At 71.6% G+C, this 20,209-nt stretch carries 19 protein-coding genes and 1 pseudogene; 16 read left to right on the forward strand and 4 right to left on the reverse strand.

All coding sequences use genetic code 11. The features are described 5' to 3' along the window. Nucleotides 1-53 precede the first annotated feature (53 nt). Nucleotides 54-908 carry a hypothetical protein gene (locus AMS65_RS02485; protein ID WP_157502023.1) on the reverse strand — a complete coding sequence of 285 codons (855 nt, stop codon included), beginning with the start codon at nucleotides 906-908 and terminating at the stop codon, nucleotides 54-56. On the opposite strand from AMS65_RS02485, the gene AMS65_RS02490 reads away from it, so the two are divergent. The 7 genes from AMS65_RS02490 to AMS65_RS02520 are packed head-to-tail and all read left to right on the forward strand — an operon-like array spanning nucleotide 894 to nucleotide 7,966. Beyond that, nucleotides 894-1,877: a hypothetical protein gene (locus AMS65_RS02490; protein ID WP_241489311.1), complete on the forward strand. Its 984-nt coding sequence runs from the start codon at nucleotides 894-896 to the stop codon at nucleotides 1,875-1,877. The two genes, AMS65_RS02485 and AMS65_RS02490, sit on opposite strands and share 15 nt — an antisense overlap. Then, nucleotides 1,877-2,920: an HAD-IIA family hydrolase gene (locus tag AMS65_RS02495; protein WP_053382607.1), complete on the forward strand. Its 1,044-nt coding sequence runs from the start codon at nucleotides 1,877-1,879 to the stop codon at nucleotides 2,918-2,920. Before AMS65_RS02490 ends, AMS65_RS02495 begins: the two co-directional genes overlap by 1 nt. Before the next feature lie 37 nt (nucleotides 2,921-2,957). Then, complete coding sequence (locus tag AMS65_RS02500) at nucleotides 2,958-3,152, forward strand: hypothetical protein (RefSeq protein ID WP_053382608.1); 195 nt, start codon at nucleotides 2,958-2,960, stop codon at nucleotides 3,150-3,152. Further along, entirely contained in the window at nucleotides 3,142-4,062 is a 921-nt protein-coding gene (locus AMS65_RS02505) for a TlyA family RNA methyltransferase (RefSeq protein WP_083451425.1), read from the forward strand. Before AMS65_RS02500 ends, AMS65_RS02505 begins: the two co-directional genes overlap by 11 nt. Next, nucleotides 4,059-4,991, forward strand: a complete 933-nt coding sequence (locus tag AMS65_RS02510) for an NAD kinase (RefSeq protein ID WP_053382609.1) — start codon at nucleotides 4,059-4,061, stop codon at nucleotides 4,989-4,991. The genes AMS65_RS02505 and AMS65_RS02510 overlap by 4 nt, the downstream gene beginning before the upstream one ends. Continuing rightward, entirely contained in the window at nucleotides 4,988-6,676 is a 1,689-nt protein-coding gene (gene recN / locus AMS65_RS02515; protein WP_053382610.1) for a DNA repair protein RecN, read from the forward strand. Before AMS65_RS02510 ends, recN begins: the two co-directional genes overlap by 4 nt. 30 nt (nucleotides 6,677-6,706) lie before the next feature. After that, complete coding sequence (locus AMS65_RS02520) at nucleotides 6,707-7,966, forward strand: AI-2E family transporter (RefSeq protein WP_053382872.1); 1,260 nt, start codon at nucleotides 6,707-6,709, stop codon at nucleotides 7,964-7,966. 49 nt (nucleotides 7,967-8,015) lie between these two features. Here the strand turns inward: AMS65_RS02520 and map are convergent, their stop codons facing one another. Beyond that, nucleotides 8,016-8,798 carry a type I methionyl aminopeptidase gene (gene map / locus AMS65_RS02525; RefSeq protein WP_053382611.1) on the reverse strand — a complete coding sequence of 261 codons (783 nt, stop codon included), beginning with the start codon at nucleotides 8,796-8,798 and terminating at the stop codon, nucleotides 8,016-8,018. A 73-nt stretch (nucleotides 8,799-8,871) separates the two neighbouring features. On the opposite strand from map, the gene AMS65_RS02530 reads away from it, so the two are divergent. After that, nucleotides 8,872-9,198: a helix-turn-helix domain-containing protein gene (locus AMS65_RS02530; protein ID WP_053382612.1), complete on the forward strand. Its 327-nt coding sequence runs from the start codon at nucleotides 8,872-8,874 to the stop codon at nucleotides 9,196-9,198. Between the two features lie 67 nt (nucleotides 9,199-9,265). On the opposite strand, the gene zapE is transcribed toward AMS65_RS02530, so the two are convergent. Continuing rightward, nucleotides 9,266-10,312 carry a cell division protein ZapE gene (gene zapE / locus AMS65_RS02535; protein ID WP_053382613.1) on the reverse strand — a complete coding sequence of 349 codons (1,047 nt, stop codon included), beginning with the start codon at nucleotides 10,310-10,312 and terminating at the stop codon, nucleotides 9,266-9,268. 538 nt (nucleotides 10,313-10,850) lie between these two features. Here zapE and AMS65_RS02540 point away from each other — a divergent pair. The 3 genes from AMS65_RS02540 to AMS65_RS02550 are packed head-to-tail and all read left to right on the forward strand — an operon-like array spanning nucleotide 10,851 to nucleotide 14,303. Then, the gene (locus AMS65_RS02540; RefSeq protein WP_053382614.1) at nucleotides 10,851-12,563 is read left to right on the forward strand and encodes a CTP synthase; all 1,713 of its coding nucleotides are present in this window, start codon (nucleotides 10,851-10,853) and stop codon (nucleotides 12,561-12,563) included. Nucleotides 12,564-12,573: 10 nt separating this feature from the next. Further along, nucleotides 12,574-13,221, forward strand: coding sequence for an NUDIX domain-containing protein (locus tag AMS65_RS02545; RefSeq protein WP_053382615.1), 648 nt, complete (start codon nucleotides 12,574-12,576; stop codon nucleotides 13,219-13,221). Then, entirely contained in the window at nucleotides 13,221-14,303 is a 1,083-nt protein-coding gene (locus AMS65_RS02550; protein WP_053382616.1) for a site-specific tyrosine recombinase XerD, read from the forward strand. Before AMS65_RS02545 ends, AMS65_RS02550 begins: the two co-directional genes overlap by 1 nt. A gap of 207 nt (nucleotides 14,304-14,510) precedes the next feature. On the opposite strand, the gene AMS65_RS02555 is transcribed toward AMS65_RS02550, so the two are convergent. Then, nucleotides 14,511-15,440 (reverse strand): DMT family transporter, encoded by a 930-nt coding sequence (locus AMS65_RS02555; RefSeq protein WP_075200828.1) that lies wholly within the window; start codon nucleotides 15,438-15,440, stop codon nucleotides 14,511-14,513. 72 nt (nucleotides 15,441-15,512) lie between these two features. Between AMS65_RS02555 and AMS65_RS02560 the strand changes: the two genes are divergently transcribed. The 5 genes and pseudogenes from AMS65_RS02560 to AMS65_RS20300 all read left to right on the forward strand — a co-directional run. Next, nucleotides 15,513-16,433 carry a LysR family transcriptional regulator gene (locus tag AMS65_RS02560; RefSeq protein ID WP_053382618.1) on the forward strand — a complete coding sequence of 307 codons (921 nt, stop codon included), beginning with the start codon at nucleotides 15,513-15,515 and terminating at the stop codon, nucleotides 16,431-16,433. A gap of 34 nt (nucleotides 16,434-16,467) precedes the next feature. Then, nucleotides 16,468-17,322 (forward strand): ParA family protein, encoded by an 855-nt coding sequence (locus AMS65_RS02565; RefSeq protein WP_053382619.1) that lies wholly within the window; start codon nucleotides 16,468-16,470, stop codon nucleotides 17,320-17,322. Nucleotides 17,323-17,336: 14 nt separating this feature from the next. Next, a complete protein-coding gene (locus AMS65_RS02570) occupies nucleotides 17,337-18,299 on the forward strand; it encodes a segregation and condensation protein A (protein WP_083451426.1) in 963 nt (320 codons plus the stop codon). Continuing rightward, nucleotides 18,292-19,053, forward strand: coding sequence for an SMC-Scp complex subunit ScpB (gene scpB / locus AMS65_RS02575; protein ID WP_241489312.1), 762 nt, complete (start codon nucleotides 18,292-18,294; stop codon nucleotides 19,051-19,053). Before AMS65_RS02570 ends, scpB begins: the two co-directional genes overlap by 8 nt. Before the next feature lie 133 nt (nucleotides 19,054-19,186). Next, a pseudogene (locus tag AMS65_RS20300) lies at nucleotides 19,187-19,996 on the forward strand (pseudouridine synthase); the annotation flags it as partial. Nucleotides 19,997-20,209 lie beyond the last annotated feature (213 nt).

Below are 20,209 nucleotides of genomic sequence, written 5' to 3' on the forward strand. Positions count from 1 at the left end.
GACACCGCCGGACACCTTTTCGAGGGTCGTACAGTGAACGCCAGAGCTGGCGCTCACTGTGCGGCCCTCTTTTCATTTGTAGACTCGAATAGCTCAATAGCGCACTTCCGGAGGCACCCATGAATGATCGACCCCAGCGGGACGAATCCGCGGATCGCGGCCCCCGGAAGAAGTACGACGGCTCGAAGCGTCCCGGTTCCTCCCGCCCCCAGGGCGATCGAGGCCGGGACGATCGCCGCGGCGGCAGCGGCGATGGCAAGGGGCGTCCGCGGCCGCAGAACGAGCGGAGCGACGGCGGACGCGACGGATACTCCCGCGGCGGTGGCGGATACGAGGATCGTCGGTTCCGCCGGGAATACGGGGATCGAGACGATCGCCAGCCCCGCAACGACTCGGGGAACCGTGACGACCGTCGGCCTCGCCGCGAGTACGAGGCTCGGGACAGCAACCGCTCCCGGCGTGAGGGCGATGACCGTCGTCCGCGCAGCGACTCCGGGAACCGGGATGATCGGCGCCCCCGCCGGGAGTACGGCGACCGCGACAACAACCGGCCCCGTCGCGATTACGGGGACCGGGATAACAACCGTCCCCGGCGTGAGGGTGACGACCGTCGTCCGCGCAGCGGCGATGGGAACCGTGACGATCGCCGTCCGCGCAGCGACTCCGGGAACCGCGACGATCGGCGTCCGCGTCGCGAGTACGGCGACCGCGACGATCGCCGGCCCCGCCGTGAGGGCGAACGGCAGGGAGGCGCTCGCGGTTTCGATCGTCCGCGTCGCGATGACCGGCAGCAGTACGGTCGCGGGGGTACCCGTGGCGGTGGCCGGAGCGACCGCGGCGGGAGCAACCGCGAGTACACTGAGGCCGAGCGTCTGCAGCACGAGCTGCGACCCGTGCGCGCCGAGCACCAGGATCCGGTCATCCCCGACGAGGTGCAGGCGAAGGATCTGCACCCGGCGGCGCGCAACGAGCTGAAGACCCTGCAGGCCGATATCCAGGATCGCGTGGCGCGCCATCTGGCCATGGTCGCCCTGCTGATCGACGACGACGTGGAGCTCGCGCACCAGCACGCGCTCTCCGCCAGCCGTCGCGCGGGGCGCATCCCCGTGACGCGCGAGACGCTCGCGATCACTGCGTACCGGATGGGCGATTTCGCGCTCGCACTGCGCGAGCTGCGCACCTACCGCCGTCTGAGCGGCCTGGACGGTCACGTCGCGCTGATGGTGGACTGCGAGCGCGGGCTCGGGCGCCCCGAGAAGGCGATCGAGACCGGCCTCGAGATCGACAAGAAGCAGCTCGACACCGAGCAGCGCGTGCACCTCGCCATCGCGATGTCCGGCGCCCGTCTCGATCTCGGCCAGACTCAGCAGGCCCTGTTCGAGCTCGAGATTCCCGAGCTCAACCCCAAGAAGGCCTTCTCGTGGAGCCCGGACCTGTTCGCGGCCTACGCAGCCGTGCTCGAGGATCTGGGCCGCGATTCCGAGGCCCGGACCTGGCAGCAGCACACGAACCGCGCCGCAGCCGCGCTGCAGGATCATCTCGGTGCGCTCGACGAACTCGAGGTGCTCGAGATCCACGAGTCCCGAGAGGAGCTCGAGGAGGATCGCGAGGCGGACGCCCCGGAGGAACCGCAGCCCGCAACCCCTGAGGCCGGGGACGCCGACGAGGAGCTCGACGACGCATCCGCGAACGATGTCGCCGATGCCGATGCCGATGCCGATGCCGATGCCGAGACCGATGCCGATGCCGAAGCCGACATCACGGCTGAGGCGGCCCCCGGCATCGAGGACGACATCGCCGCGGAGGTCGACGAGCTGCTGGCCGAGGCCGGCATCATCGAGGATCCGGAGGAGCGGAAGACCGGGAAGGACGCGTAGTGGGACTGTTCGGGAAGAAGACCTCGGAGCTCGGTCCCGCCCCGATCGCCGAGCGGGAGCTGCTGCTCGCCGATCTCGACGGGGTCGTCTATCGCGGGCCCGGCGCGATCCCGGGCGCGATCGAGCAGCTCAACCGGGCGAGCGAGACGGCGCAGCTCGCGTATGTCACCAACAACGCCTCGCGCACCGACCGCACCGTCGCGGAGCACCTCAGGGAACTGGGGCTGCGTGCGGAGCCGCGCGATGTCGTGACTTCCCCGCAGGCGGCTGTGGCGCTGCTCGCACGCACCGTTCCCGCCGGCTCGCGCGTGCTGGTGGTGGGCGGTGACGGACTGGTTGACGAACTCGGCAAAGCGGGTTTCGAGGTGACCCGGAGCGCCGACGATGAGCCCGCCGCGGTGGTGCAGGGCTTCGCACCGCATGTGGGGTGGGAGCACCTCGCCGAGGCGGCCTTCGCTCTCGCCGAGCAGCCGGGCCGCGATCCGCTGCCCTGGATCGCCACCAATACCGACTGGACGATCCCCGTCGAGCGCGGGCTCGCGCCGGGCAACGGCACGCTCGTATCGGCGGTGCACACCGCGGTGCAGCGCCTGCCGGTGTTCGCGGGCAAACCGGAGACCCCCATCTTCGAGGCGGCATTCGAGCGCTTCGGCACCCGCAACGCGCTCATGATCGGGGATCGTCTCGACACCGACATCAAGGGCGCCCGTGCGGCCGAGATCCCCTCGCTGCACGTGCTCACCGGCGTCGACCGCCCGAAGCAGCTCGTCGCCGCGTCGCAGGACATGCGCCCCGACTACATCGTCGCGTCGCTCGCCGAACTGCACGAGCCGTATCCCACGACCGAGCGCCTGAAGGACGGCACGATGCGGGTCGGCGCGGCGAAGGTGCGGATGGACGGCCACGTCGCCCAGGTCGTCGCCGAGGGCGACTCGCCGCTCGACCTGCTGCGCGCAGGCTGCGCGGCGATCTGGGCCTCGGGCCTCGCGATCTACGGGCTGAAGGTTCCCGAGATCCTCTACGAGGATCACTGGCGCTCCTGAGACGGCCGACGTCGGATGCGGCGGATAGGCTGTTCTCATGAGCGGAAACGAGGGTCGCGCGGTGCAACCGGCTGAGTCGGCCGAGCCGTCCGCGGCGCGCGACGAAGACGGCCTGCTCGGGCGCATCGAACTCATCGAGGCGCAGCCCCTGACGCAGCGCGCGGCCGGCTTCGAGCAGTTGCACGACGAACTGCTCGCCGAGCTGCAGCGAGGCGATCACGGTGGTTCCTGACGCGGCAGCCGGTCCCGGTGACCCGGAACGGGATCCTCGAGAGGCCGTCTGGGGTGGCGAGCCCGAGCGGCTCGACCGCGTGCTGCCGCAGCTGGGCCTCGCCCGATCCCGCAGCCGCGCCGCCGAGCTCATCGCGAGCGGCGGTGTGCTGCTCGACGGGGTTCCCGCGGCGAAGGCCGGGGTGCGCGTGGACTCCGGATCCCGCGTCGAGGTCACCGCTGCGGACCGCTATGTGAGCCGGGCCGCGCACAAGCTCATCGCGGGGCTCGACGGGTTCGGCGTCTCGCCCGCGGGCAGGATCGCACTCGACGTCGGCGCATCGACGGGCGGTTTCACCCAGGTGCTGCTCGAGCGCGGCGCGGTCGCCGTGCAGGCGATCGATGTGGGCCGCGATCAGCTCGCTCCGGAACTCCGCGACGACCCGCGCGTGCGCCTCGTCGAGGGGTGCAACGCGCGGGAGCTCACGCCGGAGGGGCTTGCCGCCGACACCGGCATCGCGGAGCGGCCGAGCCTCGTCGTCGCCGACCTGTCGTTCATCTCGCTCACGCTCGTGCTGCCCGCGATCGCGCGCAGCGTGGCATCCGAGGCCGATCTGGTGCTGCTCATCAAACCCCAGTTCGAGGTGGGCCGGGTGCGAGACGGGGTGGTCACCGATCCCGGGCAGTGGGCCGAGGCGATCCGGATCGTGTTGCGGGCGGCGCTCGAGCTCGATCTCGTCGTGCACGGTCTCGCCGCGTCGCCGATCGCCGGCGGCAGCGGCAACCGCGAGTTCCTCGTGCACTTCGCGCGAGGAGAACGCGCGGGCGCTCAGACGCTCGATCCGACAGAATGGGAAGAGCGGATCGTGCTGCTCTGCGGAGCTCCGGCGCGAAACGCGCAGTCGAGTACGCGGACGGAGGGAGGATCATGACCACTACCCAGGGCAGCGGCGTGCGACGATTCCTCATCGTCTCGCACACGCACCGGGACGAGGCGGTAGCCGCGACGGTCGAGGCGGTGTCGGCCCTGCACGAGGCGGGGGTGCTCCCGGTGCTCGATGCGCAGGATCGCGAGGAGTTCGCGCCGCACATCGAGATCGAGCAGATCGCTCAGCTCGGCCGCGACGTCGCGGTGGACGAGCTCGAGGTCGCCATCGTGCTCGGGGGCGACGGCACGATCCTGCGCGCGGCCGAGCTGCTGCGCGGATCCGAGTGCCCCATCGTCGGGGTGAATCTGGGCCACGTCGGGTTCCTCGCGGAGATGGAGAGCTACGACCTCACGTCCACGATCGACCGGGTGCTGCGGCGCGATTACACGGTCGAGGAGCGTCTGACGATCGACGTGCGCGCCACCTGCGACGGGGAGGTGATCGCCGACACCTGGGCGCTCAACGAGGCGAGCGTCGAGAAGCGACGCCGCATGCTCGAGGTCGAGATCGGGGTGGACGGGCTGCCCGTCTCGTCGTTCGCGTGCGACGGCGTGGTGCTCGCGACCCCCACGGGCTCGACGGCGTACGCGTTCTCGGCCGGCGGCCCCGTGGTGTGGCCGAGCGTGCAGGCGATGCTGATGGTGCCGATCGCGGCCCACGCGCTGTTCGATCGGCCGCTGGTGACGGGAACGGACTCGGTGCTGAGCGTGCGCATCCTGCCCGAGAACATCGGGCCGGGGGTCATGTGGTGCGACGGGCGCCGTCGCACGGAGCTGCCGGCCGGTTCCATCGTGCAGGTGTCCCGTTCCGAGCATTCGGTGCGCCTGGCGCGACTCAACGAGGGCGTGTTCTCCGACCGTCTCGTGCGCAAGTTCCACCTGCCGGTCTCGGGCTGGCGCGGTTCGCGGCGCGAGGGCGAGGGCGTCGCGTGATCGAGGAGCTGCGGATTCGGGATCTCGGGGTCATCGCCGATGCGACGCTGCCGCTCGGCCCCGGCTTCACCGCGATCACGGGTGAGACCGGCGCGGGCAAGACCATGGTGGTGAGCGCGCTGGGCCTGCTCATGGGCGAGCGCAGCGATGCGGGCGCCGTGCGCGGCGGGGCGGCGCAGGCCCGGGTGGGCGGGGTCCTGCGCACCGAGGACCCGGTCGTGACGGGGATCGTCGAGGACATCGGCGGCGATGTGGAGGACGGCGAGCTGGTGCTGAGCCGCGCGGTGAGCGCCGAGGGGCGCAGCCGGGCGAGCGTCGGCGGGGCGAGCGCGCCGGTCGGCTCGCTCGGGCGGCTCGCGGAGCGGCTGTTCGCCGTGCACGGGCAGTCGGAGCAGCTTCGGCTGAAGTCGCTCGCGGCGCAGCGCGACACGCTCGACCGCTTCGGCGGCGAGGAGCTCGCCGCCGTGCTGAAGGAGTACCGCGGAGCGCACCGTGAGCGGCAGGAGCTCACCGAGCGCGTCACCGAGCTGACCGACGCCCGCGACGAGCGGGCCGCGGAGGCGGCGCGACTGCGCGGAGAGCTGGATGAGATCGCCGCGGTGGATCCCCAGCCGGGCGAGGAGGCGGAGCTCGCCCAGCGCATCGACCTGCTGAGCAACGTCGAGGCTCTGCGCTCGGCGACTCAGTCCGCGCACGAGGCGCTCTCGAGCGACTCGGACGACCCGATGAGCCGTGATGCCGGCGGCCTCGTGGACGAGGCCGTGCGCGAGGTCGAGCGGGTCGCCGACCACGACCAGCGGCTCGCCGCGGTGCTCGAGACGCTGCGCGGCGTCAGCTTCCAGGTGGCCGACGCGGCCCGCGAACTCGCGGCCTACGCCTCCGACCTCGATCAGGAGGGACCGGGCGAGCTCGCGGCCGCGAACGAACGGCTCGCGGCCCTGAACGCCCTGTTCCGGGTCTACGGAGCCGACTCGGTCGCGGTGATCGAGTACGCGGCCGGCGCGGCGCGGCGCCTGACCGAGCTCGACGGCGACGACGACCTCATCGACGAGCTCGCCGCGCGCCTGGAGGCGACGACGGAGCGCGAGCGCTCGCTCGCGGCGCGCCTCTCCGAGCTGCGCGGGGCCGCAGCGGCGCGCCTCTCCGAACTCGTCACGGTGGAGCTGCGCCAGCTCGCCCTGCCGGACGCCGAGTTCGTGGCGCGTGTGGCGCCGCTCGATGCGCTGGGCGCCTCGGGGGGAGACGAGGTGCAGCTGCTGCTGAGCCCGCATCCCGGCTCGGCACCCCGCCCCATCGCCAAGAGCGCCTCGGGCGGCGAGCTGTCACGCGTCATGCTGGCGCTCGAGGTGGTGCTCGCGGGCGCCGATCCCGTGCCGACCTTCGTGTTCGACGAGGTCGACGCGGGCGTCGGCGGCGCTGCGGCCATCGAGATCGGCCGCCGTCTGTCGCGCCTCGCGCGGACCTCTCAGGTGATCGTGGTGACGCACCTGGCGCAGGTGGCCGCGTTCGCGAACAACCACCTCCAGGTGGTCAAGGACTCCTCCGGCGGGTTCACCGAGAGCAGCTGCCGCAGGCTCGACGGCGACGAACGGCTGGCGGAGATGGCCCGACTGCTGTCCGGCCTCAGCGACTCGGGGAGCGCGCTCGAGCACGCCGCCGAACTGCTGGCGCTGCGCGATGCGTGAATGTCGCCGCCGAGTGCTACGCTCGCCAACATGGTGAAGTTGTTCGGACGAAGCACGCGCCGCGCCGCGAAGCCCGCTCTCGGCGATGACGCGGCGGCGAAGGCGGCGTACATCGACAATCATCCCGACGTGGTGCACGCGGACATCGAGCAGATGGACTCCGACACCCGGGAGATGTACCGCGATGCCCGCGAGGCTGCGGCGGACGCGCGGGAGGAGCGGGCGAAGGAGCACATCCGCGAGTTCGTCGTGCGCAGCCCGTTCCAGCTGGGCTTCACGGTCACGCTGGGTGTGCTCGTGGCGCTGCTGTTCGGTGCGATGGTCGATCAGCTCAGCACCATCATCATGTATGTGGCTGCGGCGCTCTTCGTCGCCCTAGGCCTCGACCCGGCGGTGCGCTGGCTCGAGCGAAAGGGCCTGAACCGGCCGCTCGGCATCGGCGTCGTGTTCGGCGGCTTCGTGCTGGTGATCGCCGGGCTCCTCGCGATCATCATCCCGATGATCGCGAATCAGATCTCGCTCCTCATGCGCAGCGCTCCGACGCTGTTCCGCGATGTCACCCAGCAGCAGTGGTTCCTCGACCTGCAGGAGCGCTTCGGCCAGTTCATCGACTTCGACGGCCTGCTGACGATGGGGCAGGATCTGGTGGGCGACCCGAGCAACTGGGCGCAGGTCGCGGGAGGCGTGTGGCAGGCGGGCATCGGCATCGCCAACGGCCTCACGGCCGGGTTGATCGTGCTGATCCTCACGCTCTACTTCCTCGCATCGCTGCGCACGATCAAGCGGGCCTTCTACTCGCTCGTGCCGCGCTCGGGCCGAGCGAAGGTGATGGACATCACCGAGCAGGTGACCAAGTCGGTCGGCGGTTACGTCAACGGCATGGTGGTGCTCGCCTTCATCAACTCGGTGCTCGGCTTCGTCATGATGACGATCGTGGGTGTGCCGTTCGCCGGCCTGGTCGCGGTCGGCGTCTTCCTGCTCGCGCTCATCCCGCTCATCGGCTCGGTCGCCGCCACGGTGCTGGTCTCGATCGTGGCGCTCTTCAACTCGCCCACCACCGCGATCATCGCGGCCGCCTACTACCTCATCTACATGCAGATCGAGTCGTACCTGCTCACTCCGCGCGTCATGAACCGCGTGGTGTCGGTTCCCGGATCGCTCGTGGTGATCGGCGCGCTCGCGGGCGGCACGCTGCTCGGCTTGCTCGGCGCGCTCATCTCCATCCCGGTCACGGCGATGGTGCTGATGATCATCAAGCAGGTCTGGGTGCCGCGACAGGAACTGCGCTAGGCGTCGAGGGCCCGGGCTCCTCGTTCCCCGGGCCTCACGGCCGCGTCCCTCACGGCCGGGTCTTCCGCGGCAGGGTGAGGATCTCGGCCCCGTCGTCGGTGATGGCGATCGTGTGCTCGCTGTGAGCCGTCCGGCAGCCGGTCGCGCTTCGGAGCGTCCACCCGTCGGCATCGGTGACGAGCTCAGCGGTGTCCGCCATGACCCAGGGCTCCAGCGCGAGTAGCAGGCCGGGGCGCAACCGGTAGCCGCGGCCGGGTCGCCCGGTGTTCGAGACGTGCGGGTCCTGGTGCATCGTCGAACCGATGCCGTGCCCGCCGAACTCGGTGTTGACCGAGTAGCCGGCGTCGCCGAGGACCGTGCCGATGGCGTGGGAGAGGTCGCCGATGCGGGCGCCGGGCCGGGCGGCGGCGATGCCCGCGGCCAGCGCGCGCTCGGTCGTCTCGATCATCCTGACGCTCTCCGGCGGTCTGGAGGCGCCCACGATGAAGCTGATGGCCGCGTCCGCGGCGACTCCGTCGTGGGAGACGGCGAGATCGAGGGTGAGCAGGTCGCCGTCGGCGAGCGGGTAGTCACGGGGTCTTCCGTGGAGCACCGCGTCGTTGACGGCCGTGCAGACGTAGTGGCCGAACGGTCCCCGCCCGAAGGACGGGGCGTAGTCGACGTAGCAGGATCGCGCCCCGGCCTCGGTGATCATGGTGCGGGCCAGGCGGTCGAGGTCGAGCAGGTTCGCGCCGACCGTGCTGCGGCTTCGGAGCGCCTGCAGGATGTCGGCGACCAGCGCGCCGGCCGTCCTGGCTCGGGAGAGCTCGTCCGGGTTCAGGATCTCGATCATGCGCCGCCTCTCTCGGGGACTGAATCTGCAATAACTATACCGGTAATAGTATCCCGGTACTAGAATCGGTGCCATGGTCAGATTGCCGCTCACCCCCGCCGAGATCGCGCGCGGGCAGCGACTCGGCGCTCTGCTGCGCCGCGCCAGGGGAGAGCGCTCGATGCTCGAGACCGCGCTCGGCGCGGGGATCTCGCCCGAGACCCTGCGCAAGATCGAGTCCGGCCGCATCGCTACACCGGCGTTCTCGACGATCGCCGCGATCGCCGCGGTGCTCGGTCTATCACTCGACGCGGTGTGGGCCGAGATCGATCTGCCCGACCCCGAGGCCGAAGCCATGCGCGAGGCCGATGCCCTGCGCGCGGCTCGCAACGTCCGGGTGATCGGCGCGCAGCGCCCCTGAGCAGCCCGGCTCTGAGGTGCCAGCCCCGGAGCTGCTCGATACCTGTGCAGCCGCTCGCCGGGTGTGGCTACGCGCCGCGCAGCAGCGCGAGCCGGCTCTCGGCGCGGAAGAGATCCGCCGGGGGATCCTCGATGTCCACCAGGCCGGCGCGGTCGGTCTCGGCGAGTACCGTCAGCGGCAGGTCGGCGTGGACCAGCACGTCGAGGAGGGCGACGAAGCGCTGACGGGCCTCCCGGCTCGCCCGGGAGAGCGGGGGAACTCCGCTCAGCACCCACGAGTCGAAGTTCGCGGTGAGATCCAGGTAGTCCTCCGCGATCGAGGTCGCCTCGAGCAGATCGGAGAAGTCGAACCAGATCTCGCTGCCGCGCGCCGCGAGCGCGTGCAGCGCACGGTGTCCGTGGAGCACCGTCGTCCGCTCGCCGGCATCGGGCAGTGCGAGCCCGGCCTCGCGGATCGCGCTCTCGTCGGACGACAGCAGCCAGCGACCGGATCCGAAGCCCGCCTCGCTGCGGGATCCGCCCGCGCGCCGGTAGTCCGCGCCCCCGTCGAGCACGCGCACGGCGAAGCGCTCGCGGATGATGCGGATGCCGGGCACGAAGACGTGATGGTAGACGGGGTTGGGCAGCAGCCCCTCCGGCTCGTAGTTCGAGGTGAGCAGGGTCGGCACACCGCGGCGGGTGAGCTCGTCGAGCAGGCGGTTCAGCAGGCTGGCCCCGCCGGGGTCGTGCACGTGCAGCTCGTCGAAGAAGAACAGCTGCGCCCCGCTCAGCAGCTCCTCGACGGTCTCCTCGATCGCAGCGCGGGCGCTCATCCGGGCGCCGAAGCGGCGCTGCAGCTCCTGGAAGAAGGTGTGGAAGTGCACGCGGCGCTTCCGGGACTCGGGCAGCGGAGCGGCCCTGAAGATCTCCGACATCAGCCAGGTCTTGCCCCGGCCGGCCGGGCCGTGCACGTAGAAGCCGGCGGTCTCGCCGCCGCTCTCCACCCGCCCCTCGAGGAAGGCTGCGACCTCGTCCAGCAGCGCGCGCTGCTCCGCGTCGAGAACGATGCCCCGCGCAGCCGCCGACTCCTCGACTGCTACGGCGATCCCCGTCGTCTCCGTGCCCGCCCGCTGCATCCCGTCTCCCAGTCCGTGCCCGTGCTCTGCGGGCGCACCCCAGCCTATGCGCCGCGCCGAGGCGCGACCTGACAGACGTCATGCCGCGCGCGGTCGTGGAGTCGCCCCACCCCGTCATCCCGCGCGCAGTCGCGGAGCCCTTCACCCCGTCATCCCGCGCGAATTCGCGGAGTCTTTCACCCCGTCATCCTGCGCGAGCGTAGTGAGTCGCAGGATCCCCAGCATTGCATCCTGCGACTCCGGCTCGTTCCTCGCCTCCGCGCAGGATGACGTGGATGGGTCGGCTCGCGAGCTCGTTCCGCGCAGGATGACGCGGGTGGGCCGGATCGCGAGCTCGCCTCCGCGCAGGATGACGTGGGCGGGCCGGGTCGCTGCGCTCGCTGCGCGCAGGATGACGGCGGTGCGGTGCGCTGGACCGGGCCCCGGCGCGTATTCTGGCTGAGGTGAGCCGATCCCGCGCGAGCGGGAGAGCGCGATCCGAGCGGGCGGGCGTCGACCGCTGTTCGCAAGTACCCTTCAAGTGATAGGATCGAAGCCCGTGGGAACAGAGCAGCGCGCGGACCGGACCGGCATCACCAAGCACATCTTCGTCACCGGGGGTGTGGTCTCCTCTCTGGGCAAGGGCCTGACCGCCGCGAGTCTGGGTAATCTGCTCACCGCGCGCGGTCTGCGCGTGGTCATGCAGAAGCTGGATCCGTATCTCAACGTCGATCCCGGCACCATGAACCCGTTCCAGCACGGCGAGGTCTTCGTGACCGACGACGGCGCCGAGACCGACCTCGATATCGGCCACTACGAGCGCTTCCTGGGCATCGACCTGTCGCAGGCCGCCAACGTCACCACGGGTCAGATCTACTCGACGGTCATCGCGAAGGAGCGCCGCGGCGAGTACCTCGGCGACACGGTGCAGGTGATCCCGCACATCACCAACGAGATCAAGCGCCGCATGCGCCTCCAGGCCGAGGAGGATCCGCGCCCCGACGTCATCATCACCGAGGTCGGCGGCACGGTGGGCGACATCGAGTCGCAGCCGTTCCTCGAGTCGGCCCGCCAGGTGCGTCACGAGCTCGGCCGCAACAACGTCTTCTTCGTGCACGTCTCGCTCGTGCCCTTCATGGGCGCCTCGGGCGAGCAGAAGACCAAGCCCACCCAGCACTCCGTCGCGGCTCTCCGCTCCATCGGCATCCAGCCCGACGCGCTCGTGCTGCGCAGCGACCGCCCGGTCACCGACGACAACCTGCGCAAGATCGCGCTCATGTGCGACGTCGACGAGAGCGCCGTGGTCAACGCGATCGACGTGCCGAGCATCTACGACCTGCCCCGCCTGCTCAACGATCAGGGCCTCGACCGGACCATCGTCGAGAACCTCGGGCTCACCGATCGTGCCGGCGACGTCGACTGGACCGACTGGCAGCCCGTGCTCGACGCGGTGCACCACCCGAAGGGCGAGGTCACGCTCGCGCTCGTCGGCAAGTACATCGATCTGCCCGACGCCTACCTGTCGGTCACCGAGGCGCTGCGCGCCGGCGGATTCGCGCACTCCACCAAGGTCAACATCAAGTGGGTGCCCTCCGACGACTGCGAGACCCCCGAGGGGGCGCGCGAGGCGCTCGGCGACGTCGACGGCATCTGCGTGCCGGGCGGCTTCGGCATCCGCGGCATCGAGGGCAAGCTCGGCGCGCTGCGCTTCGCCCGCGAGAACGGCATCCCCACCCTCGGCCTCTGCCTGGGCCTGCAGTGCATGGTGATCGAGTACGCGCGCAACGTGGCCGGCCTCGAGGGCGCCTCCTCCACGGAGTTCGACCCCGAGACCCCCGTGCCGGTCATCGCGACCATGGCCGAGCAGGTCGACATCATCGACGGCGGCGACCTCGGCGGCACCATGCGCCTGGGCCTCTACGAGGCGGCGCTCGCCGAGGGATCCCTCGCGGCGACGCTGTACGGTGCGCCCGTGGCGAGCGAGCGCCACCGTCACCGCTACGAGGTCAACAACCGCTACCGCGATCAGATCGCCGCGGCCGGGCTCTCGTTCTCGGGCACCAGCCCCGACGGCGAGCTGGTCGAGTACGTCGAGCTGCCCGCCGAGTCCCACCCCTTCTACATCGCCACCCAGGCGCACCCCGAGTTGCGATCCCGTCCGGGCATCCCGCACCCGCTCTTCGCGGGTCTCGTCTCCGCCGCCATCGATCGTCGCGAAGCCGCGCGTCTCTTCGAGGTCGACGGCGAGACGGGCTCGGAGCTCGGCGAATAGGCTGAGCGCGGTGAGCGACGTCCCCGAGCAGCTCGCAGACGAGCGCGCCGAGGTGCGCGTGATCGACAGCGAGCTGCTCGTGCGCGGGCACGTCTGGGATGTGCGCCGCGACCGCTTCGAGTTCGGCGGCACCGAATTGGTGCGGGACTACCTGGACCACACGGGTGCGGTCGCCGTGCTGGCGCTCGACGCCGAGGAGCGGGTGCTGCTGATCCGGCAGTACCGGCACGCGATCGCGCACCGCGACTGGGAGATCCCGGCGGGGCTCATGGACGCCCCGGGCGAACCGGGTCTCGGGGCCGCGCAGCGGGAGCTGGCCGAGGAGGCCGATCTGCGCGCCGAGCGCTGGGATCTGCTGCTCGACCTGTTCCTCTCGCCCGGCGGCACGAGCGAGGCCATGCGCGTCTTCCTCGCGCGGGATCTGCACCCCGTCGAGCACGACTACGTGCGCGCGGAGGAGGAGGCCGAGCTGGTGCCGCGCTGGGTGCCGCTCGCCGAGGCCGTCGAGGCCGCGCTCGACGGACGCGTGCAGAACGCCGTCACGGTGAGCGCGGTGCTGGCCGCCTGGGCCGCTCGCGGGCGCGGCTGGGAGACGCTGCGGGATCCCGAACTGCCCTGGACCGCCCGCGAGGCGTCGCGGGGAGAGCGCTCGAGCTGATGGCGCCGACCGCCGCGCAGGGCATCGAGCGCTACCTGCGGCACGTCGCCCTGGAGCGCGGGCTCTCCGCCAACAGCCGGGCGGCCTACCGGCGCGATCTCGAGGCCTATGCGGCGTGGCTCGAGGCGCGCGGGATCCGGGATCTCGCCGAGGTGGCGCCCGAGACGCTCTCGGAGTACGTCGTCGATCTGGGGCGGCCGATGCCCGTCGACGGCGCGGGTCGGGATCCGGATCCCTCCGCAGATCGAAGCACTCGGGATCGAGGGACCCCCGGAGACAGGCCCGGTCGGGAGCACCCCAAGCCCCTCGCCCCGGCCTCCATCACCCGGCGCCTCTCCACCGTGCGCGGGATGCACCGCTTCCTCTTCGAGGAGGGGCTGCTCGAGAGCCACGCCGGCAGCGGTGTGCGCACCCCCAAGCGCGCGCAGCGGCTGCCCAAGGCGCTCGCCGTCGAGGACGTGGAGGCGCTGCTCGCCGCGGCCGGCGGATCGGCGGGGGAGGACGGCGCCGGCGGCGACGACCCCGTCGGGCTGCGCGACCGCGCGCTGCTCGAGCTGCTGTACGCGACGGGCGCGCGCGTGAGCGAGGTCACCGCGCTCGACATCGACGACCTGCTCGCGGTCTCCGGCCGGGGCGACGTGTGGGGCGACCCGGAGGGCGCGCTGGGCGAGGGCGGACTGCTGCAGGTCACCGGCAAGGGCGCGAAGCAGCGGATCGTGCCCTACGGCAGCTACGCCGGTCGTGCGCTCGCCGCCTACCTCGTGCGCGCCCGGCCGCAGATGGTCGAGCGCGGGCGCGGCACCCCCGCGCTCTTCGTCGGGCCCCGCGGCGGCCGGCTGTCGCGGCAGAGCGCGTGGCTCGTGATCCGCGCCGCGGCGGAGCGCGCGGGCATCACGAGCGAGGTCTCGCCCCACACCCTGCGGCACTCCTTCGCCACGCATCTGCTGGCGGGCGGTGCCGACGTGCGCACCGTGCAGGAATTGCTGGGCCACGCCTCGGTCACCACGACCCAGATCTACACGCAGGTGACGGCCGACACGCTGCGCGAGCACTACATCCTGGCGCACCCGCGCGCGCGGTAGGGGCGCTCCGCGGGCCCCGCCGGTTGAGCGAGGAGCGCAGTGACGAGTCGAAACCGAGGGGGCTCCGGCTCGCTCGACCGGATTCGGTCCCCGCTGGTTGAGCGAGGAGCGCAGTGACGAGTCGAAACCGGAGACACCCTGGTTTCGACTCGCTGCGCTCGCTCAACCGGCGGAGGGAGCGCCGTTCACGCCGCGGTGCGACTGCGTTCACGCCGCGGTGCGACTCCGCTCGAGCTCCGCAGCGCCGTCCCGCCAGCGCTGCTCCGCGCGGCGTCCCCACAGCAGGGCGACGATGAGCACTCCGGCGCCGATGAACCCGGTGACTCCGATGCGCTCGCCGCCGATCGCCACGCCGATCAGCAGGGCCCAGCCCGGCTCGGAGCCCAGCAGCATGCCGGCGCGCGAGGCGGACGTGCGCCGGGTCGCCCAGAGCTGGCCGAGGAAGGCGAGCACGGTGCAGCCGAGGCTGAGGTAGATGAGCAGGGCCCAGTCCGTCGGTCTGAACGCGGGGGCGTGCGCGAACAGGGAGCCGCCGCCCCACAGGGTGAAGAGCACTGCGCCGAAGACGATCTCGACAGTGGTCAGCGCCGTGACGTCCGCGCTGTCGTGCGCGGTGACGCGCGCCTCGGCGACCCCCAGCAGCGCCCGCGTGACCGCGGCCAGCAGGATGAGCCCGTCGCCCGGGTTCATCCGCGCGAGGCCGTCGCCGCCCACGAGCAGCGCGATCCCGCCGAGCGCGAGCACGACACTGCCCAGCAGCGACGCGGTGAGGCGTCGCCGGGTGGCCAGGGACTCGAGGAGCGGGGTGAGCAGGATCGACAGTCCGATGATGAGGCCCGCGTTGGTCGCGCTCGTCAGCGTGACGCCGATCGTCTCCAGGGTGATCGTCGCCGCGCGCAGCACGCCGAGCAGCGATCCGGCCCGGAGCGAACCGCGCAGACTCCCGGCCCGGCGCAGGCGGTGCATCACCAGCAGCAGTGCGGCCGCGGGGAGGAACCGCGCGCACAGCACCGCCGCCGCGCTCGAGGACGCGGCGAGCTCCTGCGTCGCCAGGTAGCTGCCGCCCCAGATCGCGGCGATGCCCAGCAGCGCCAGGTCGGGGAACAGCGCGTGATGCGCCCGCACTCTGCGTTTCATGATGTCCACGATGGATCGGTCAAACGTGAAGATCAACGGGCATTGTCTTCATCCTTCTGTAAGATCTGCTTCATGGATGTGCACCATCTCCGTACGCTGCGCGAACTGCGCGACCGCGGCTCCGTCACCGCCGTGGCCGAGGCGCTCCACCTCTCGCCCTCCGCGGTGTCGCAACAGCTGGCCGCACTGCAGCGATCCTTCGAGGTGCCCCTCACGGAGCCGCGGGGCCGGGTGCTCGGCCTCACCGCGGCGGGGGAGCGGCTCGCCGACGCCGGCGGGGAGGTGCTCGCCGCGATGGCCCGGGCAGAGCAGTCGGTGGCCGGATACCTGCGTGCACGCGGCGAGCCCGTGACCGTGACGGCGTTCCACAGCGCCGCGCTGGCGTGGTTCCCGGCGTTGATCGAGCGCTCGCTCGCCGACCCGGAGGGCCCGCAGGTGCGCTGCCGCGATGAGGACGTCTCGATCGAGGAGTTCGTGCGGCTCGCGGCGGATCACGACGTGGTGATCGCTCACCGGCCCCCGGTGTCGCGGCCCTGGCCCGAGCACCGCGTGCGGGTCACCCCGGTGATCGAGGAGCCGATCGACCTCGCCCTGCACCGCGACCACCCGCTGGCCGGGCAGCAGACCGTCGAACTGGCCGACCTCGCCGGCGAGACCTGGCTGGCGGCGCACGAGGGCTTCGCGCTCGAGCCGCTGATCGTGCAGGCGCTCGCCGCGAGCGCGGGCCGGCCGATCGAGATCACGCACCGGGTGAACGAGTTCAACGTCGTCGCCGCGATCATCGCCAGAACCCGCACGATCGGGCTGCTGCCCCGCTACACGGGGCTGCCGTCGGCGCTGCGCAGCGAGCTCGTGCTGCGGCCGATCCGGGATCTGCCCATCACCCGGCACATCGACGTGCTCGCCCGGCCGGAGGCGATGGCGCGCGCGGGCACCCGGGCCGTGATCTCGCGGATCGTCGAGATCGCGCAGCTCCAGTCGGGCGCGCGATAGGATGGAGCGTTAGCGAGCGAGAGGAGGGCCGGGCATGGTGAAGCAGAAGGTCGAGCTGGGACCCACCGGCCGTCCCGACCGCGTCATCCCCGCACCCCAGAAGCTCGAGCGGCACGGCCCCGCGCGCATCATCGCGATGTGCAATCAGAAGGGCGGCGTCGGCAAGACGACCAGCACCATCAACCTGGCTGCGGCCCTCGCCCGCTACGGCCGCAGGGTGCTCGCGGTCGACTTCGACCCGCAGGGGGCGCTCTCGGCCGGCCTCGGCGTGCCGGCGCACGACGTGCCCACCATTTACGACCTCATGCTGAGCAAGGTGAAGGATCCGCACGAGGCGATCCAGCCCACCGACACCGCCGGCCTCGACGTCATCCCCGCCAACATCGACCTCTCCGCCGCCGAGGTGCATCTCGTCACCGAGGTGGCCCGCGAACAGATCCTCGCCGGTGTGCTGCGCAAGGTCGCGAGCGACTACGACGTGATCCTCATCGACTGCCAGCCCTCGCTCGGCCTGCTCACCGTGAACGCGCTCACCGCGAGCCACGGCGTGCTGATCCCGCTCGCCTGCGAGTACTTCGCTCTGCGCGGCGTCGCGCTGCTGGTCGAGACCGTCGACAAGGTGCGGGATCGCCTCAACCCCGCCCTCGAGCTCGACGGCATCCTCGCCACCATGTACGACCCGCGCACCCTGCACGCGCGCGAGGTGCTCGAGCGCGTCGTCGACACCTTCGGCGACAAGGTCTTCGACACCGTCATCGGCCGCACCGTCAAGCTGCCCGACGCGCAGATCGCGGCGAAGCCGATCCTCGACTACGCGCCGTCGAACGCGGCCTCCGAGGCCTACCTGAAGCTGGCGCGCGAACTGGTGCAGCGCGGCGTCGTCGCCTAGGGATCGAAACCGTCATGGTCGCGCTTGCAGGCGGACGCCGAGAACGCGAAGCGTTCGACCGTCCGGGTGATGCCGCTGCAGCGGCATCGGGGGAGACGGCTGACGGTGCGCCCGGTGAAGCCGGTGCGTCTGACACGTCCGGCGGGCCTGACGCCGCCGGTGAAGCCGGGGCACCCGGCGCCTCCGATTTCCGAGTCACCCTCGAGGTGTTCGACGGCCCCTTCGATCTGCTGCTGAACCTCATCGGCAAGCACGAGCTCGACATCACCGAGGTCTCGCTCAGCCTCGTGACCGACGAGTTCATCGCGTACCTCGCCTCGCTCGAGGGGCAGGGGCTCGTCGAGCTCGATCGCGCCTCGGAGTTCCTGGTGGTGGCGGCGACGCTGCTCGATCTCAAGATCGCGAGTCTGCTGCCGCAGGGCGAGGTCGTCGACGCCGAGGACATCGCGCTGCTCGAGGCCCGCGACCTGCTCTTCGCGCGGCTGCTGCAGTACCGGGCGTTCAAGCAGGCGAGCGCCTGGTTCAAGGGGCGGCTCGCCGCGGAGGAGGCGCGGCATCCGCGCCTGGTGCCGCTCGACGCGAAGTACCGCGAGCGCACCCCGGAGCTCGTGTGGCAGCTGTCCGCCGAGGACTTCGCGGCCATCGCCATGCTCGCCTTCGCGCCCCGGGAGATCCCCACCGTCGGGCTCGACCACCTGCACGCGCCGCTCGTCTCGATCCGCGAGCAGGCGGCCGTGGTGGTCTCGCTGCTGCGTCCCGTCGATGGCCGTGGCGGCGCCCACAGCTTCCGCGAGCTGATCGCGGGCGTGGCGGAGCGCGGGGTGATCGTGGCGCGGTTCCTCGCGATCCTCGAGCTCTATCGGCGGGCCGCCGTGACATTCGAGCAAGCGGAGCCGCTGGGAGAGCTGCACGTGCAGTGGACGGGCGAGAGCTGGTCGGACGAGGAGCTCTCGACGTTGGGCAATGACTATGACTGAAGCGACGGAGAACATGACGCAGCACACCGAGCCCCGGGGGTCCGGGCCGCAGGCGCCCGAATCGGGGACGCAAAAGGCTCCTTCTGGACCCGCGAAGGGGGCCGAGCCGTCCCCGATTCCGGCGCAGGGCGTGGGGGCAGATGCGGGGGACGAGGGGGGCCGGCTCGCCCGCGCCCGTGCCGCGCACTCGCTCGCGCAGCAGCTCGAGGCGCTGCTGATCGTGGCCGATGAGCCGCTCAGCGCGATGGCGCTCGCCACCGCGACCGACCGGCCCGTGCGCGAGGTGCGCGCCGTGCTCGGCGAGCTCGTCGCCGAGTTCAACGGCGAGGCTGCGGGCACCGCGGAGGGCGCGGGATCGCCGCGCGGGTTCGAGCTGCGCGAGGTCGCGGGCGGACACCGCTTCTACGTGCGCGAGAGCCTCGACCCGGTGGTGGCCGACTTCGTGCAGCAGCAGACCCCGGCCAAGCTGTCGCAGGCGGCGCTCGAGACCCTCGCCGTGATCGCGTACCGGCAGCCGATCTCGCGCGGCGCGATCGCCTCGATCCGCGCCGTCAACGTCGATTCGGTGGTGCGCACCCTGTTGGCCCGCGGCCTCATCACCGAGGTGGGGCAGGATCCCGAGACCACGGCCACGCTCTACGGCACCACGGATTCCCTGCTCGGCCACCTCGGCATCGGCGACATCTCCGAGCTGCCGCCGATCGCGCCGCTGCTCGACGACGGCTCGGAAGGATTCGACCATGAAGCGCTCTGACGACGAGGGCCTCGGCGGATCCTTCTCCGTCGACGGCGAGAACATCGAGATCGATCTCGCCGAGTTCGGATGGCCCGCGGATCGCGCCGCTGAGAGCGGGGAGCAGGACTCCGCGCCCGAGGACGACGGCCGCGTGCGCCTGCAGAAGGCGCTCGCCCACGCCGGCGTCGCGTCGCGCCGCGCGTGCGAGGCGCTCATCACGGGCGGCCGCGTCACCGTGAACGGCCGAGTGCAGCGCGAGCTGGGATCCCGCATCGATCCCGATCAGGACGATGTGCGCGTCGACGGCGTCGTCGTGCAGCTCGACGTGTCCAAGCGCTACTTCGTGCTCAACAAGCCGCGGGGCGTCGTCTCCACCATGAGCGACGAGAACGGGCGCCCCGATCTGCGCGAGTTCACGGATCAGGTTGCGGGCGGGCCCCAAGATCGCGAAGCGATCGACGGCCCGACCGGTGCCGCTACAGCGGCAGCCCAAGGAGCGCAGCGCTGGGCTGACCGCCTGTACAACGTGGGGCGTCTCGACACCGATACGAGCGGGCTGCTGATCCTCACCAATGACGGCGAGCTCGCGCACAAGCTCGCGCACCCCAGCTTCGGGGTGAGCAAGACCTACATCGCCAAGGTGCGCGGACGGATGACGGCGGCCGTGATCCAGCGCCTCAAAGACGGCGTGGAACTGAGCGACGGGCCGATCCACGCCGATCGCGCCAAGCTGCTGCCCGGGGGATCCGGCAGCTCGCACTCGCTCGTCGAGATCACGCTGCACTCCGGGCGCAACCGCATCGTGCGCCGCATGCTCGCCGAGGTGGGGCACCCGGTCGAGGAGCTCGTGCGGCGGCAGTTCGGGCCGCTGCACCTCGGCACGCTGCGGAGCGGCGAGATGCGCGAGCTGTCGGCAGCCGAGCGCGGGGCGCTGCTGTCGGCCGCCGAGGACGGCGACGCGGGGGCCGGCGGGCGCGGTTCCGGATCGAGCGCGAAGCGCGGTGCGGGATCGGGTCGCTCCGGATCGGGCGCAGGTTCGAAGCGCGACGACTCGAAGAGCCGGGACTCGAAGAGCCGGGATTCGAACGGCCGGGACTCGAAGAACCGGGGCGCCGTGACCGCCGGCCGGCCGGGCGACGGCAAGGGCGCGCGCGGCATGCGCGGCGTGGCCGCC

Source organism: Leucobacter celer subsp. astrifaciens (assembly GCF_001273835.1).
Classification (GTDB): Bacteria; Actinomycetota; Actinomycetes; order Actinomycetales; family Microbacteriaceae; genus Leucobacter; species Leucobacter celer.